The following is a 16,295-nucleotide window of genomic DNA, read 5'->3' as shown; positions in this document are numbered from 1 at the left end:
TTCGAATGTTTAAGGAATTTTGGGAGGAGGTGAAAGGCATGAACAAAACAGAACTTATTAACGCAGTTGCGGAAGCAAGTGAACTTTCTAAAAAGGATGCAACAAAAGCAGTTGATGCCGTATTCGATTCCATCTTAAACGCTTTAAAAGATGGCGATAAAGTACAATTGATTGGTTTTGGGAACTTTGAGGTACGTGAGCGTGCTGCGCGTAAAGGACGCAATCCTCAAACAGGTGATGAAATTGAAATTGCAGCAAGTAAAGTCCCTGCATTTAAACCAGGTAAGGCACTAAAGGATGCAGTTAAATAATTACATAAAGTGCTTATAAACCGCGAGTAATCGCGGTTTTTTTATGAGAATATACACGGCAGGACAAAAAAGAGGTAAGCATCTGTTCTTCTTCCATTTTTACTTTTTGCCCGATTGAAAAAAAATATGCTAATATGGATAGGAAAGTTGAGACTGTCGCAGTGTATCTGCTGCAACGTTATATGTCAGAATTATTTTCTGGTCTCAAAAGGAATTTAAGGGTAAGCTCTTTATGGAGCAAGTTTAGGAGGTAATATACATGTCAAATGTGAATCGTGCCCAGATTGAAGAGGCGGTACGTTTAATTATAGAAGCAATCGGGGAGGATCCGAATCGTGAAGGTCTTTTGGATACGCCGAAACGGGTAGCGAAAATGTATGAAGAAGTGTTTAGCGGGTTGAATACGGATCCAAGGCAATATTTTAACACTGTATTTTCTGAAGATCATGAGGAATTAGTGTTAGTGAAAGATATTTCGTTTTACTCGATGTGTGAACATCATTTAGTACCTTTTTTTGGAAAAGCACACATTGCCTATATACCGAGAAATGGGCAAGTGACAGGCTTAAGCAAGCTGGCCAGAGCGGTTGAAGCGGTAGCAAGAAGACCGCAGCTCCAGGAACGAATTACCTCCACGATTGCAAACAGTATCATGGAGACACTTGAACCATTTGGCGTGATGGTGATTGTTGAAGCAGAGCATATGTGTATGACGATGCGCGGAGTAAAAAAACCGGGTTCCAAAACAGTCACTTCTGCGGTGCGGGGGATCTTTTTGAAAGATGTGTCAGCCCGTTCGGAAGTATTATCCTTAATAAAAAATAGTTGAGAAACAGATCAAGGAACTTTTCATTAAAGATTATAATCAAAATGGAATATGTAAATGGAAAGGAATGACTTCATTTCTTCCTTTCCATTTAAGAAATGCAGAAAGGATTTGAACATCTTGGAGGAAAATAATAAAGCGGTTACAAATGATTATGTTGTGATTAAGGCGAAGGAAGACGGGGTACATGTTATCGGTCTTACAAGGGGTTCAGATACCCGGTTCCACCATTCAGAGAAACTAGATAAGGGTGAGGTGATGATTGCCCAGTTTACCGAACACACTTCGGCCATTAAAATCCGGGGCAATGCCTTGATTAAAACGCATTATGGCGATGTAGAAAGCGAAGGAAAAAAATAGCCGGAAATGTCTTGAAGCAATGTCATAATGACTTTTTTATGATATAATTGTGTCTGTTTATTGTGTACTGATTAAAGTTAAAACATAAAAACATCTCAATGATTCATAATAAAGATAATAGGATTCCGGATGGAAGAAAGAATCAAAGCGCAAAGAAATTTTGGGGATACAAGGGTGATATGATTGTGTGAATATGAAAAAAAACTAGCAGAAATGAGGGAAAGGATCGAGAAGCAAGTGCTTCATCCTTATCTACGGCAATATATTGTTTCCCCAGTTATTGATGAAGACAAGATTCTTATCCTCGTTTCGATCTTAGACAAAATCGAACTGTCCCCCCGTGAAAAAGACACCTTTATCATTGCCATCATGCTCATGCAGGTCGCTCTTGATACCCATGATTTGGTGTCTGTTAAGCTGACAGATGAGTCCAGTATGAAGGTAAGACAGTTGACTGTACTCGCTGGCGATTATTACAGTGGATTATATTATAAATATTTAGCGGGAATCGGTGATATCCGTATGATCAGACAATTGTCTGAAAGTGTGAAGAATATCAATGAGCATAAAGTATTCGTCTATCATAAAGACCCGAATAGTATAGAGGGCTTAATGAACAGTATGAAAGTGATTGAATTTTCATTGTTTGGAGCACTGTTGGAATACGGTGGAGCAACTTATTGGAAGGAGTTAATTTCCAATCTCTTACTTGTTAAACGGCTGCATTCTGAAATGAAACAGTTTAAAGAAAAAGGCCGTTCTTTTGTCTTTGATGCATTGGAAAAAATCATTTTTGCGAAAAAGACACAGGAAAAATCTACTGAACAAAAAAATCATTTGCTGTCGGTTTGTGAGCGCTATATTGAATATGCTGAAAGTATAATTGAAAAAGAAATTCATAAATTTCCGCAGATCAATACTTGTTTAAAACAACGAATGCAAAAAGTCCTTTCTGTTCAACATTCGGGGGCAAAAACCTTGGCGGAAGAAGGGTATTAACATGCAGCAATCAAAAGAAGAACGAGTCCATCATGTTTTTGAGAAAATTTACGGATCTTACGATAAAATGAATTCTGTCATAAGCTTTCAGCAGCATGTAAGATGGCGCAAAGATACGATGAAACGAATGAATGTAGAAAAAGGATCCAAGGCACTGGATGTTTGCTGCGGTACAGCAGACTGGACCATTGCGCTGGCTGACGCTGTTGGGAAAGATGGAGAAGTTGTTGGTTTGGATTTCAGTAAAAATATGCTGAAAATAGGCGAGGAAAAGGTAAAGAACTATAAGCAGGTTAAATTGATTCATGGAAATGCGATGGAACTGCCATTTCCTGACAATACCTTTGATTATGTCACGATTGGTTTCGGACTCCGAAATGTCCCTGATTACATGCAAGTATTAAGGGAAATGACACGGGTGGTGAAACCAGGGGGAAAGGTCGTTTGTCTCGAAACATCACAGCCTACGTTATTCGGTTACAGGCAAGTCTACTATTTTTACTTTCGCTTTATTATGCCGTTTTTTGGGAGACTTTTCGCAAAAAGCTATGAGGAATATTCTTGGCTTCAGGAATCAGCACGTGATTTTCCTGGCATGAAGGAGCTTTCCGCTATGTTTCAGAAAGCAGGATTAGAAAATGTCACGTATAAGCCATATACCGGCGGGGTTGCCGCCGTTCATATCGGTATTAAATAAAAATATATAGAGGTTTCTGTTTGTTGATCATATAGGAAAGTTAAGTTTGGCAGGCAGGGGTTTTAGCAAGGTGGATACGGTAATGAAATTTAAAATGATGTATTCATTTTTAAAGTCTGATTTAGATATCATCGAAAAAACATTGGAAGAGGCTGTCCAGGCAGATTCAGCACTGTTAAGACAGGCTTCTCTTCATCTGCTGCAGGCTGGAGGAAAACGGATTCGTCCAATTTTTGTTTTGCTCGCAGCTAAATTCGGAACTTACGATATCCATACCATTAAAAAGGTTGCAGTATCTCTCGAATTAATACACGCTGCTTCTTTAATTCACGATGATGTCATTGACGATGCTGACATTCGGAGAGGGAAGCCGACAGTAAAAGAAAAATGGGATAATCGTGTCGCCATGTACACAGGAGATTATATTTTTGCCCGCTCCCTTGAATTGATGACACAAATTAATAAACCAGAAGCACACCGTATATTGTCCAATACAATGGTTGAGTTATGTGTTGGAGAAATCAAGCAGATGGAAGATAAGTACCGCTTTGAGCAAAATATTAAAGATTATTTGCGCAGAATCAAAAGAAAAACAGCCCTGCTTATTGCTGCCAGCTGCCAGCTCGGGGCGATTGCCGCAGATGTAGAAAAAGATGTCCAGCAAAAGCTGGCACATTTTGGTTATTATGTGGGCATGTCGTACCAAATCATTGACGATATTCTTGATTTTACTGGTACAGAAAAGGAATTAGGCAAGCCGGCAGGGGGCGATTTGCTTCAGGGGAATATTACACTTCCTGTTTTATTTGCTATGGAGGACGAATCGATTCGCCGTGATATTCTCAAAGTTCATGAAAATATGCCAAGGGAAGAAATCGATAGTCTAATCATAAAAATCAAACAATCACCAGCAATTGAACAGGCCCGGAAGGTAAGCGGTAATTATTTAACTAAAGCCTTGAACATTTTAGAAGAATTGCCAAAGAATAAAGCCAATACGTCTCTAAAAAATATTGCGGCATATATTGGAAATCGAAAATTTTGAGTTGTTGCGAAAATTTTGAAAAAATGGTACTATTTCCATGGACTATTATTTGTAGAAGATTGGCAAGAAGGTTGCAACTCTTTGGCAAAGAGTCTGTTTATACATAACATTCAGTTATAGGGGTTGAATTCATGGAAAAAACATTTTTAATGGTAAAACCAGATGGTGTGCAACGCAATTTAATTGGTGAAATCGTTTCCCGCTTCGAAAAGAGGGGATTTCGTCTTGTTGGCGCTAAATTAATGAGCATTTCACCAGAATTAGCCGGTGAACATTATGGTGAACACAAAGAGCGTCCGTTCTTTGGGGAATTAGTGGATTTTATCACTTCTGGTCCTGTTTTTGCGATGGTATGGGAAGGAGAAAACGTGATTGCCACTGCACGTCAAATGATGGGTTCAACGAATCCAAAAGATGCTGCACCTGGTACAATCCGCGGTGATTTTGGCATAACAGTCGGCAAAAATGTCATTCACGGTTCTGATTCTCCAGAAAGTGCTGTTCGTGAAATCGGCTTATTCTTCAATGAAGACCAACTAGTTGCATATGACAAATTAATCAATCAATGGATATATTAATTTAAAGTCAGCTAAAGGGACACTTGCATTCGCAAGTGTTTTTTTATAGGCTCTACTATATTTTTCGCTATTTTTCGCAAATTTATCACCAATTTCTTTATTTTTCGCTATACTATAGTTATCTTACTAGAGGAGTATCAGCATGTGTTCAGATGATTACGCAAATTTTATCAGCGGAATAAAGAAAATAACGGGGATTGATCTATTCCTTTATAAAGAAGCACAGATGAAAAGGAGAATGACTTCTCTCTATGAGAAAAGAGGTTTTACCTCCTTCCGGGAATATTATAAAGCGCTGGTTCAGAATAACGAGCTGTTGAATGAATTTCTGGATCGAATGACGATTAATGTTTCTGAATTTTACCGCAATAGGAACCGCTGGGATGTACTGGAAAACAAAATAGTACCAGAGCTGCTGCAGCGGACAAAAAGACCGAAAATCTGGAGCGCAGCCTGCTCCACAGGTGAAGAACCCTATACCATTGCCATGATCTTGTCCAAATTTATGCCCCTGTCACAGATAGATATACTGGCCACGGATATTGATGAAAATGTCCTGTCACGGGCGAAATGGGGGATTTATCCGGAACGCGCTCTAAATGAAGTGCCGCCTGAGTTGAAAAGGGAATTTTTTACACTGGATGGGAATATGTACAAAATTTCCTCAGAAATCATCCGCGCGGTAACCTTTCGCAAACATAATTTACTGTCGGATCCGTTTGACGGTCCATTTGACTTAATCGTTTGCCGAAATGTGCTCATTTATTTTACTGAAGAAGCAAAAGTCATTCTATATGATAAATTTTCCAAGGCAATGAATGTGGAAGGGATCTTTTTTGTCGGCAGTACAGAGCAGATTTTTAATCCGGGAACTTACGGTTTAAAACCAATTGATACTTTTTTTTATAAGAAAACTAATGAGAAAAAATAGTAAGGATAAGCTAAATTTTAAATGGATACGTATCGTGTAATAAAATTTTATTAAAGTAATTTTTAAAAAGTTACTATTCTATTTTTTAATCGTATGTTATATTGATACATAATCCTTTAACGCTTTGAAGGGAGAAAGAAAAGATGAGATATTTAACAGCAGGGGAATCACACGGACCCCAATTAACAACAATTATTGAGGGATTGCCTGCGGGAATGCCCCTATTAAAAGAAGACATTAATGAACAATTGGCAAGAAGACAAAAAGGACACGGCCGTGGCCGTAGAATGCAGATTGAAACAGATACAGCAGCTATCACGAGCGGGGTAAGACATGGATTAACCCTTGGCTCTCCGGTTGCTCTTGTCGTTGAAAATAACGATTGGAAGCATTGGACAAAAATTATGGGTGCTGATCCTTATGAAGGAAATGAAGAAGAAGTACAAAGACAAATTTCACGTCCCCGCCCGGGTCATGCTGATTTAAACGGTGCTTTGAAATACGGACATCGTGATATGCGAAACGTCCTAGAGCGTTCTTCCGCAAGGGAAACAACAGTTCGTGTTGCGGCAGGAGCAGTAGCAAAAAAATTATTGAAATTATTAGGAATTGAAGTGGCATCGCATGTAATAGAAATAGGCGGTGTTCAAGCCAAACCAATCGGATATGAATCTATTCAAAAGCTGCAGGAAATCACAGAAGCTTCACCGGTGCGCTGTCTTGATCCGGAAGCGGAAAAAGAAATGATGCAGGCGATCGATACGGCGAAGGAAAATGGCGATTCCATCGGAGGGATTGTCGAAGTAGTGGTCGAAGGCATGCCAGCAGGGGTTGGCAGCTATGTTCATTATGATCGCAAGCTTGATGCGAAGCTTGCCGCGGCGATTGTCAGCATTAACGCTTTTAAAGGGGTTGAAATCGGTATTGGCTTTGAAGCAGCCCATATCCCTGGCAGCCAAGTGCATGACGAAATTGCCTGGGATGCCGAACAAGGTTATTACAGAAAAACGAATCGCTTAGGCGGTCTTGAAGGCGGTATGACAACAGGAATGCCATTAATTATCAGAGGCGTAATGAAGCCGATTCCGACGTTGTATAAGCCGCTGCAAAGCGTTGATATTGAAACAAAAGAGCCGTTTTCAGCAAGCATTGAGCGCTCTGACAGTTGTGCCGTACCAGCTGCAGCCGTCGTAGCAGAAAGCGCTGTGGCATGGGAATTAGCCGCAGCCATTGTAGATCAATTTTATGCAGATCGCTTTGATACGTTAAAAGCCTCCATCGAAGAGCAACGTCAATATGTGAGGGGATTTTAATGGTTGAGTTAACGGTGCAAACTCCTTTAAAAACGTATCCCGTATACGTTGGCACAGGGGTTATAAGCCGCCTGCCGGAAATCATTAGGAATAAATTGCCAAAGTTAACCAAAATTTTCATCATTACAGATGAAATGGTCGGTCCTCTTTATTTAAAAATGCTGAAAGACACTCTATCCGGCTTTACTCTGGAGCAGTTTATCGTTCCAAGCGGGGAAAAGGCAAAAACTTTTGCTGTGTACTATGAGTGCTTAACAGCAGCTTTGGAGAATAAACTTGATCGTCATTCGCTGATTCTCGCATTGGGCGGCGGTGCCGTCGGTGATCTTTCAGGCTTTGTCGCTGCTACCTTTATGCGCGGCATTCCCTTTATGCAAATTCCGACTACGATACTCGCCCATGACAGTGCTGTCGGAGGAAAAGTAGCGATTAATCATCCCGCCGGAAAGAATATGGTAGGTGCATTTTATCAGCCGGAAGCAGTTGTATACGATATGCAGTTTTTAACTAGTCTAAGCCTTAGTGAAAGACGATCCGGTTTTGCCGAAGTGATTAAACACGGACTGATTCAGGATGAAGCCTTTTATCAATGGCTGCTGGAAAACATCAAGTCTTTAGAACAGCTGAATGAAGCCGCTTTGATTCACTTTTTAGCGAGAGGAATTGAAATTAAAAGCGCAATCGTTTCCCAGGATGAGAAAGAAACGGGCGTCAGGGCCTATCTAAATTTCGGTCATACACTTGGTCATGCCATTGAAGCGGAAATGGGATACGGCAGAATGACGCATGGAGAGGGCGTTACCATCGGTATGCTATTTGCCTTAAAACTAAGCATCAAGTATGCAGGACTTTCCTTTGACATGGAGCCTCTTGTTCAATGGCTAAAGGAGTTAGGCTATCAGACGGAGATTCCTGGTGGGCTTGCAGCAGAAAAACTGGTGCGGTGGATGAAGGGCGACAAAAAATCAGTTGGACAGCAAATTAGAATGGTGCTGTTAGAACAGATCGGCACGCCTATTCTCCATGAGATGACAGAAGAAGAGATTCTGCAAGAATTAGCAGCGTTTTAAGTTTTAACTTCATTCAGCAGAAGTCCTCCACTTCTGTAAGTGGGTACGAATGCAAATAAGTTTTCCAATTCAGTGGGGGCTTAAACCCTGGCTGAATGGAGTTAAGCCTCGGGCGGATGCCTCGATTTTTCAAAGGGGATTTTTCGAGCGGGCTCGAAAAAAATCGGGCGCAAATTCGTCGGGGCGAATTTGATTAAGGGAGGGGATTCTGTGTTTCGCGGTGTACGAGGAGCCATTACAATCCAAGAGAATACAGAACAAGGTGTTCTGCAAGCAACAGATAGATTATTTACACAACTAATATCAGAAAACGGGATCGAGCCGGAACAAGTCGCGTCTGTGTTTATCTCTGTGACAGATGACATCACAACGGAGGCCTTCCCTGCGAGAGCGATGCGGACAATGGAAGGCTGGGAGTATGTACCGGTTATGTGCATGAAAGAAATCGATGTGAAGGGTGCATTGGAAAAATGCATCCGCGTCATGATGCATATCAACACGGACAAAGACCAGAGGGAAATCAAGCACGTTTATTTAGAAGGGGCTCAAGTGTTAAGGCCAGACTTACAAAGCTAAATCAATTTTTAGTATAAGAGGTGTTTCAACGATGAAATGGAAAGAACAAATTTTAGATCTTCCTCCTTATAAACCGGGGAAACATATGGATGCGGTGAAAAGAGAATACGGACTTGAGAAAATCGTGAAACTTGCTTCCAATGAAAACCCATTTGGCTGTTCACCAAGTGTGAGGGAAGCCCTAAGCAAAAATGGATTCGAACGCTATCCGGACGGCTATGCAACGGTTATTAGAAGTGAATTGGCGCAATTTTTGCAGGTAGAAGAAAATCAATTAATTTTTGGAAATGGTGCAGATAATTTAATACAAATTATCTCTCGTTCTTTATTATTTCCTGGACGTAATACGGTCATGGCTTCACCTTCATTCTCTCAATACAAGCATAATGCTGTTATTGAAGGGGCGGAAGCAAGGGAAATTCCGCTGCTTGAAGACGGGCAGCATGATTTAGATTCGATGATCGCGGCAATTGATGCAAACACAGCAGTTGTCTGGGTTTGCAGTCCAAATAATCCTACAGGAAATCATATTCCGAACGATAAATTAACTGCTTTTATTGATAAGGTACCTGAGGATGTCCTAGTCGTCATTGACGAAGCATATCATGATTATGTTGTAGCGGATGATTATCATCATTCTCTGGAATTGTTAAAGAAATACAAGAACTTAATTGTTTTAAGAACATTTTCAAAAATATACGGTATTGCAGCGCTGCGCGTAGGGTACGGTATTGCTCAGGCTGACACGATTCATGCCCTCGAGCCTGTCAGAGAACCATTTAATGTCAGTACATTAGCGCAAATTGCAGCTGTAGCAGCGCTTCACGATCAGGACTATGTAAAAGACTGCCGCGAAAAAAATCGTAAAGGTATGGCGCAATTTGAGGCTTTCTGTACTTCGAACCAATTGAACTTCTTCCCGTCCCAGGCCAATTTCATTTTAATTGATTTCGGAACGAGCGGAGATGAAGTATTTCAATATTTGATTGAAAGAGGCTATATTGTCCGTTCCGGAAATGCATTAGGCTTCCCAACATCTGTACGGGTAACAGTTGGCTCGAAGGAAGAAAACAGTGAATTAATCGAGATCATGGAGCAGTATTTACAAGAGAAAAAATTGCTATCAAAATAAATCAGTCATACTCATGATAAATATTGGAACAAAAAGGGTTAAATTAAGAAAATTTTAGGCGGTGATCCGATTTGAAAGGCCGTGTTTTTGTCATTGGATTGGGTCTGATTGGCGGTTCGCTCGCATTATGTGTGAAAGGGCAGCATCGTGACTGTAAAGTAATCGGCTTCGATGTTTACGAGGAGCAGGGGAAACTGGCGAAGATGCTTGGCGTTGTTGATGAAGTGGCAGATAGTATTGAAGATAGTGCCAAGGATGCGGATTTAATTCTGATTGCCACACCTGTACAGGAAACTGAAAGAATATTGGCGCTGCTGGCAAATATTCCGTTGAAGGAAAATGTGATTATTTCTGATACCGGAAGTACGAAGGCTGCGATTGTCAGCAAGGCTCAAACGCTGATTCGTAAAGGTGTGGCATTTATTGGAGGGCATCCGATGGCAGGCTCCCATAAAAGCGGTGTGGCTGCTGCCAGGGAATTGCTCTTTGAAAATGCTTTTTATCTCCTGACCCCTCCTGCAGGGGTTGCGGAGGAAAAAGTGAACCTGTTAAAAGAATGGCTGAAGGGGACAAAGGCCAAGTTTATTACGATTTCTCCGGAGGAACACGATTATTTAACAGGGGTCATCAGTCATTTTCCTCATGTCATTGCCGCCTCACTTGTTCATCAAGCGGAAAAAACAAGCCATGAGCAGGAACTGGTGACGAGACTTGCAGCGGGCGGGTTTCGTGACATCACGAGAATTGCTTCCAGCAGTCCGGCCATGTGGAGAGATATTCTGTTACATAATAAAGCAGTCCTGCTGCAATTATTAAATGAATGGCAGCAGGAGATGGCTGAAGTAGCTTCCATGATAAAGGACGAGGATAGTGAGAAAATCTATCACTTTTTTTCCGATGCTAAGCAATTTCGTGATGAGCTTCCGCAAAAGGAAAAAGGTGCCATCCCTTCCTTTTACGACTTGTTTGTCGAAGTGCCGGACTATCCAGGGGTTATTTCAGAAGTTACCGGATATTTGGCTAAGGAAGAAATCAGCATCACCAATATCCAAATACGGGAGACAAGAGAAGATATTATCGGAGTGCTTGTCATCAGCTTTCAAACAGAGGCAGATCGCAATCGCGCCATTAAATGTCTAGACCATTATACAAACTTTGAAACTTCGACAGGTCCGTGACAACTAGTCAGGGCTAGAATGAGGAGGAGCAGATTGAAAACTTATCCGTTACAAACAAATGTGAATGGTTTACAAGGAGATATTACTGTTCCCGGCGATAAATCGATTTCTCACCGCTCGGTCATGTTTGGTGCTGTTGCACAAGGCAAAACAACGGTGACTGGCTTTTTAATGGGCGAGGATTGTTTAAGTACGGTAGCCTGCTTCAAACAGCTGGGTGTTAAAATCGAACAGAATGAAGAGAAGATGGTTATTTACGGGAATGGCTGGGACGGTCTTCAAGAGCCTTGTGAAGTATTGAATGTCGGCAATTCAGGTACGACTATCCGCCTGATGATGGGGATTTTGGCCGGTCGTGATTTTCACACGACTTTAATTGGAGATTCTTCCATTGGGAAAAGGCCAATGACAAGGGTAACGATCCCTCTTTCACAAATGGGCGCCAAAATTGAAGGAAGACAGAATGGTGAATACACGCCGCTTTCCATTCGCGGCGGTGGAATCCACGGGATTACATATAAAGCGCCAGTTGCCAGTGCCCAAGTGAAATCATCCATTTTACTAGCCGGGCTTCAAGCTGAAGGGACTACAACTGTCATAGAACCGGAAAAGTCCAGAGATCATACTGAGAGGATGATTCGTCAGTTCGGCGGTATTGTGGAGGAAGACGGTCTCGCAGTTTCTGTCCGCGGCGGACAGCCTTTAAGAGGTACAGATGTTCATGTTCCCGGTGATATTTCCTCTGCAGCGTTTTTCCTAGTTGCAGGTGCGATTGTACCAAACAGTATAATCCGATTAAAAAATGTCGGCTTAAATCCGACGAGAACGGGCATTATTGATGTGATGCAGGAAATGGGTGCGGATATAACCATTACCATGCAGGAAGACTCACTGACTGAACCGATCGGTGACATGACGATCAAAGCATCGGCATTAAAAGGAACTGTCATTGGCGGCGATGTTATCCCGCGCTTGATCGACGAAATTCCGATTATCGCCCTGCTCGCTACTCAGGCAGAAGGAACAACGATTATCAAGGATGCAGCAGAACTAAAGGTAAAAGAAACAAATCGAATTGATACCGTCGTAAATGAATTAGCGAAACTAGGGGCTGCCATAGAAGCAACAGAAGACGGAATGATTATTCATGGAAAACAGGCACTCTCTGGCGGAACCGTATCAAGCCATGGCGATCACCGCATCGGAATGATGCTGGCTGTTGCGGCATTAATCTGCAAAGAAGAGGTCGCGCTTGAAGGGAAGGATGCTATTTCTGTGTCCTATCCGCAATTTTTTGATCATTTAGCAAGCTTACTATAATATCTGTTTAAAAAACTGCAAAAACCTTGCAGTTTTTTATTTTTTACCTGATATGGTATAATTTATATTTTCTATCATTGTTTTTTTCAATGGAACCTAAAGTAAAGGGTCATCCATTTTGTAGAATTTTTAGTATGAGAAAGGGATAAAAAAATGGAAACAATAAATACTATCGTGACACTATTGGAAACCGGTCGCCATGAACAGGCACTAAAAGCTTATGAGCAGATTCTGCTCCAAGGTTCAAATGATGAACGATATTTCCTTGCAGAAGCGTTATTCAACTTCGGTTTTCTTGAGGAAGCTAGAAAACTCTATCAATGTCTCTTGGCAATCTTTCCGAATGAAGGGGAGCTCATTGTTCTCCTAGCGGAAGTATTGATGGAGCTTGGCGAGGAAGAACAGGCCATTTTGGAGCTTGAGAAAATCCATGAGGACGATCCCGCTTTCGCTGAGTCCATGCTGCTTTTAGCTGATCTCTATCAAATGGAAGGACTCTATGAAGTCAGTGAGAAAAAGTTACTGCAGGCCAAGTCCTTATTGCCAGATGAAGTAGTGATTGATTTCGCCTTGGGTGAGTTGTACGCCGAGGAAGGGAAATTTATCCAGGCCATTGACTGCTACGAAAAGGTGCTGAAGAAAGAAGATGAAATAGCCGGTGTCAATGTGAATCTGCGCATGGCAGATTGCTTAAGTGGCGGTGGAGCGTTTGAAGAGGCTTTGAGTTTTTATGAAAAGGCCTTAGAAAAGAAATTGGAGATCAATACTCTTTTTCATTATGGATTTACTGCACTGCAAGCAGGGTATAATCGAAAGGCGATTGAAAAGTTTCTCGAATTAAAAGAACTAGACCCGGATTATACCTCGATGTATGTCTATTTAGCACGTGCTTACGAGCGAGAGGAGGAATCTGAAAAAGGATTCGAAGTGATAAAAGAAGGCTTAAAGTATGATGAATTTAATAAAGATTTATATGTCTACGGCGGGAAGCTTGCTCTGAAAACAGGTAATGAGCAGGAGGCCGAAACACTTTTCCGGGAAGCGCTCGCTATTGATCCTGAAATGACCGAGGCGGCATTAACGCTTAATAAACTCCTTCTGCACCAGGAACGATATGAGGATGTTCTCGAGGTTGTGAACATGATGGAGGGAGCCGGTGAAACAGAGCCGCAGTTTAAGTGGGATGCCGCTATCAGCTATCAAAAACTTGAAGAATATTCACAGGCATTAAACCGATACGAGAGTGCATATACTTACTACAAAGACACAACAGACTTTTTAGTGGATTATGGATATTTTTTAATGGAGGAAGGAAAAAGGGAAGGCGCTGTCGAAGTGTTTAATAAGTTGTTAGAACAAGACCCTAGCAATGAAGAATTTCTGGATATCAGGCAAAGATTGTTGGATGACGGTTACTAATCTCACTAAAATTAGTTGAAAGCAGAGGAGGGAATACAATATGAACGCCCCTGTATCTGTCAATGAGAAAAAAGATTTTATTCGTTGGTTTCTCAATCACTATCAATTAAAAAGACGTGAATGTGTCTGGATTTTAAACTATTTAATGAGCCATGATAAGTTAATGGAAAAGGTGCACTTTGTTGAACAAGCACAGTATTGCCCTCGCGGAATTGTCATGTCCACACATTGTGTAGATGAAGTTCCCTTCCGTTTTTACAAAGCAAATGTGATGACAACAGATGCGGAGAAATCGTTTCATGACATTCGCTTAAACCGTGAAGAAGATATTTACATTCAATTAAACTTCCATGCATCCTTCCAGGCTCCGCAGTTTGCAGCCGTTTTAGAAGAAAATCCGTACATGCCGAAAAATCTGCAAATCAGTGATAAGGACCGGCAGATTGCCGAGCAGTTTCTATCCTCAAGTATTGATAAGTTTCAGAGAGAAAAGCTCATTCAGCAAATAGATGAAGCTCTTGACAGGCATGATGAAGAAACCTTTATCAGGCTGACGGATCTACTTAAACAATTATAACAAGAATAGACAGGCCTGCCGTAAAGCAGGCTTTTTGTTTTTTTATACAAATAGCGGCAAATAATCTGTTTCACTATTGGACAGGCGGAATGGTTTTTTGCACTTATTCTTGCCTATCTTTCCCATCATGTTAAAATAAAGAAAAGTGAAAAGTGATGGAGTGAACATAATGAAATGGAATCAAGAAGATATGGACATGTATTTGAAAGCCCGTGAGTATGTCGATACGATCGTCCTCCCGCTGTTCCCGGTTTCTTTTGCTGAAAAAATGAAGCAAAGTGCGGGAATGTCTGAATTCGTTCAGCTTTTATCCCTGCAATTAGAAAGAAAATTCAAGGGCCGCCTGCTTTTACTCCCTGGTTTCATTTATGCAAAAACAGCTGGAGAAAATGAAGATGTGGTGGGCGCAAATCTGCTGAAATGGGAGAAAGAATTCTTTGAAAATGGCTTCAAATATGTTTATTATTTAACTTCAGATATCGACTGTAAAAAGGTGGAAAATGTTATACAAGGATCATTAATTTGGCTCCCGTCTCTGCCGCTTGCGCAAATGGATGAACGCACCCGTAACACAGTTTTCGAAGATCAGGTCGCACAATTAGTTGAAATATTTGTACAAAAATGGAAAGCTGCCGAATAAGTGAGATTTATGTCACTATTATTTTCAGATTTTATTGACCTAAAGAAAATATTGAGATATTATTGGTATGTCCTAGTATTTTGGATTTTTTGGGTATTTTATGTTCAATTCTTAGAGATAAGGGGGGAGAAGTATGAGCAAAAAACATGTATCTAGACGTCAATTTCTAAATTATACATTGACAGGTGTAGGCGGTTTCATGGCTGCAGGAATGTTAATGCCAATGGTTCGATTTGCCGTTGATCCAGTGCTGCAAAAGGAAGCAGGCGGTGATTTCATTGCTACACCGCAAAAAGTTGCTGAAATTACAGAAGTGCCGACTCGTGTAGACTTTTCTTTTACACAAAAAGATGCATGGTACGAGTCAGAAATGACAAATTCAGCTTGGGTTTATAAAAATGCGAACGGTGAGATTGTTGCTTTATCACCAACTTGTAAGCATTTAGGCTGTACTGTCGACTGGAATTCGGATAAGGCCAATCCAGAGCATTTCTATTGTCCTTGTCACGGAGGATTGTATAAGAAAGATGGAACGAATGTTCCGGGTACTCCACCGACTGCACCATTGGATGTATATCCTATCAAAGAAAAAGACGGTTTACTATATTTAGGTAAAGCTGAACCGCGTAAGAAGGAGGCGTAAAAAATGTTAAATAAGCTGTACGATTGGGTTGATGAGCGCTTAGACATTACGCCTTTGTGGCGGGATATAGCGGATCACGAAGTTCCTGAACATGTTAACCCGGCTCATCATTTCTCGGCATTTGTCTATTGCTTTGGTGGTTTAACCTTTTTTATTACAGTTATTCAAATTTTATCAGGAATGTTCTTAACCATGTATTATGTGCCAGATATCAAAAATGCATGGGAATCTGTTTATTATTTACAAAATGAAGTCGCTTTCGGGCAAATCGTCCGCGGTATGCACCACTGGGGCGCAAGTTTAGTTATTGTTATGATGTTTTTACATACACTGCGTGTATTCTTCCAAGGAGCCTACAAGAAACCTAGAGAGTTAAACTGGATCGTCGGCGTATTGATTTTCTTTATCATGCTTGCTCTTGGTTTAACAGGTTATTTATTGCCATGGGATATGAAAGCGCTATTTGCGACAAAAGTAACCATCACCATTATTGAATCTGTACCGTTTATCGGAGAATATCTGAAGATTTTACTTGCCGGCAGTTCTGATATTGTTGGTGCGCAAACGATTTCACGCTTCTTCGCGATCCATGTGTTCTTCCTGCCTGCGGCTTTATTCGCTTTAATGGCAGCCCATTTCATGATGATTCGTAAACAAGGTATCTCAGGTCCATTGTAATA

General features: G+C 41.1%; 19 protein-coding genes. All 19 read left to right on the top strand.

Annotated features, from left to right (window positions below; translation table 11 throughout):
- The first annotated feature begins 38 nt into the window (after nt 1-38).
- The 19 genes from HNR53_RS06410 (at nt 39) to qcrB (ending at nt 16,293) form a co-directional block, all read left to right on the top strand.
- Nucleotides 39-311: an HU family DNA-binding protein gene (locus tag HNR53_RS06410; protein ID WP_071395596.1), complete on the top strand. Its 273-nt coding sequence runs from the start codon at nt 39-41 to the stop codon at nt 309-311.
- Between the two features lie 259 nt (nt 312-570).
- Nucleotides 571-1,140 (top strand): GTP cyclohydrolase I FolE, encoded by a 570-nt coding sequence (folE, locus tag HNR53_RS06405; RefSeq protein WP_184524031.1) that lies wholly within the window; start codon nt 571-573, stop codon nt 1,138-1,140.
- Nucleotides 1,141-1,257: 117 nt separating this feature from the next.
- Entirely contained in the window at nt 1,258-1,497 is a 240-nt protein-coding gene (gene mtrB / locus HNR53_RS06400) for a trp RNA-binding attenuation protein MtrB (RefSeq protein ID WP_184524029.1), read from the top strand.
- A gap of 183 nt (nt 1,498-1,680) precedes the next feature.
- The gene (locus HNR53_RS06395) at nt 1,681-2,496 is read left to right on the top strand and encodes a heptaprenyl diphosphate synthase component 1 (protein WP_184524027.1); all 816 of its coding nucleotides are present in this window, start codon (nt 1,681-1,683) and stop codon (nt 2,494-2,496) included.
- Nucleotide 2,497: 1 nt separating this feature from the next.
- A complete protein-coding gene (locus HNR53_RS06390; RefSeq protein WP_184524025.1) occupies nt 2,498-3,193 on the top strand; it encodes a demethylmenaquinone methyltransferase in 696 nt (231 codons plus the stop codon).
- Nucleotides 3,194-3,275: 82 nt separating this feature from the next.
- Nucleotides 3,276-4,238 (top strand): heptaprenyl diphosphate synthase component II, encoded by a 963-nt coding sequence (gene hepT / locus HNR53_RS06385; protein WP_184524023.1) that lies wholly within the window; start codon nt 3,276-3,278, stop codon nt 4,236-4,238.
- A 131-nt stretch (nt 4,239-4,369) separates the two neighbouring features.
- Nucleotides 4,370-4,816: a nucleoside-diphosphate kinase gene (gene ndk / locus HNR53_RS06380; RefSeq protein WP_184524021.1), complete on the top strand. Its 447-nt coding sequence runs from the start codon at nt 4,370-4,372 to the stop codon at nt 4,814-4,816.
- Between the two features lie 142 nt (nt 4,817-4,958).
- Nucleotides 4,959-5,747 carry a CheR family methyltransferase gene (locus HNR53_RS06375; RefSeq protein WP_184524019.1) on the top strand — a complete coding sequence of 263 codons (789 nt, stop codon included), beginning with the start codon at nt 4,959-4,961 and terminating at the stop codon, nt 5,745-5,747.
- Nucleotides 5,748-5,890: 143 nt separating this feature from the next.
- On the top strand, nt 5,891-7,060 hold the full coding sequence (gene aroC / locus HNR53_RS06370) for a chorismate synthase (protein WP_184524017.1): 1,170 nt from the start codon (nt 5,891-5,893) through the stop codon (nt 7,058-7,060).
- On the top strand, nt 7,060-8,130 hold the full coding sequence (aroB, locus tag HNR53_RS06365) for a 3-dehydroquinate synthase (RefSeq protein WP_184524015.1): 1,071 nt from the start codon (nt 7,060-7,062) through the stop codon (nt 8,128-8,130). The genes aroC and aroB overlap by 1 nt, the downstream gene beginning before the upstream one ends.
- A 210-nt stretch (nt 8,131-8,340) precedes the next feature.
- Nucleotides 8,341-8,706, top strand: coding sequence for a chorismate mutase (gene aroH, locus HNR53_RS06360; RefSeq protein WP_184524013.1), 366 nt, complete (start codon nt 8,341-8,343; stop codon nt 8,704-8,706).
- Nucleotides 8,707-8,737: 31 nt separating this feature from the next.
- Nucleotides 8,738-9,838: a histidinol-phosphate transaminase gene (gene hisC, locus HNR53_RS06355; RefSeq protein ID WP_184524011.1), complete on the top strand. Its 1,101-nt coding sequence runs from the start codon at nt 8,738-8,740 to the stop codon at nt 9,836-9,838.
- Nucleotides 9,839-9,909: 71 nt separating this feature from the next.
- A complete protein-coding gene (locus HNR53_RS06350) occupies nt 9,910-11,016 on the top strand; it encodes a prephenate dehydrogenase (RefSeq protein ID WP_184524009.1) in 1,107 nt (368 codons plus the stop codon).
- An 18-nt stretch (nt 11,017-11,034) separates the two neighbouring features.
- Nucleotides 11,035-12,336, top strand: a complete 1,302-nt coding sequence (aroA, locus tag HNR53_RS06345) for a 3-phosphoshikimate 1-carboxyvinyltransferase (protein WP_184524007.1) — start codon at nt 11,035-11,037, stop codon at nt 12,334-12,336.
- 153 nt (nt 12,337-12,489) lie between these two features.
- Nucleotides 12,490-13,755 (top strand): tetratricopeptide repeat protein, encoded by a 1,266-nt coding sequence (locus tag HNR53_RS06340; protein ID WP_184524005.1) that lies wholly within the window; start codon nt 12,490-12,492, stop codon nt 13,753-13,755.
- A 40-nt stretch (nt 13,756-13,795) separates the two neighbouring features.
- Nucleotides 13,796-14,332, top strand: a complete 537-nt coding sequence (locus HNR53_RS06335) for a ReoY family proteolytic degradation factor (RefSeq protein WP_184524003.1) — start codon at nt 13,796-13,798, stop codon at nt 14,330-14,332.
- A gap of 169 nt (nt 14,333-14,501) precedes the next feature.
- Complete coding sequence (locus HNR53_RS06330; protein ID WP_184524001.1) at nt 14,502-14,972, top strand: YpiF family protein; 471 nt, start codon at nt 14,502-14,504, stop codon at nt 14,970-14,972.
- Between the two features lie 133 nt (nt 14,973-15,105).
- Complete coding sequence (locus HNR53_RS06325) at nt 15,106-15,615, top strand: Rieske (2Fe-2S) protein (protein WP_184523999.1); 510 nt, start codon at nt 15,106-15,108, stop codon at nt 15,613-15,615.
- Nucleotides 15,616-15,618: 3 nt separating this feature from the next.
- Entirely contained in the window at nt 15,619-16,293 is a 675-nt protein-coding gene (gene qcrB, locus HNR53_RS06320; protein ID WP_184523997.1) for a menaquinol-cytochrome c reductase cytochrome b subunit, read from the top strand.
- The last annotated feature ends 2 nt before the right edge of the window (nt 16,294-16,295 follow it).

The organism is Bacillus benzoevorans (assembly GCF_014207535.1).
Taxonomy (GTDB): domain Bacteria; phylum Bacillota; class Bacilli; order Bacillales; family Cytobacillaceae; genus Bacillus_BD; species Bacillus_BD benzoevorans.
The sequence above is the reverse complement of the archived record's forward strand: the minus strand, read 5'-3'. Positions and strand labels throughout refer to the sequence as shown.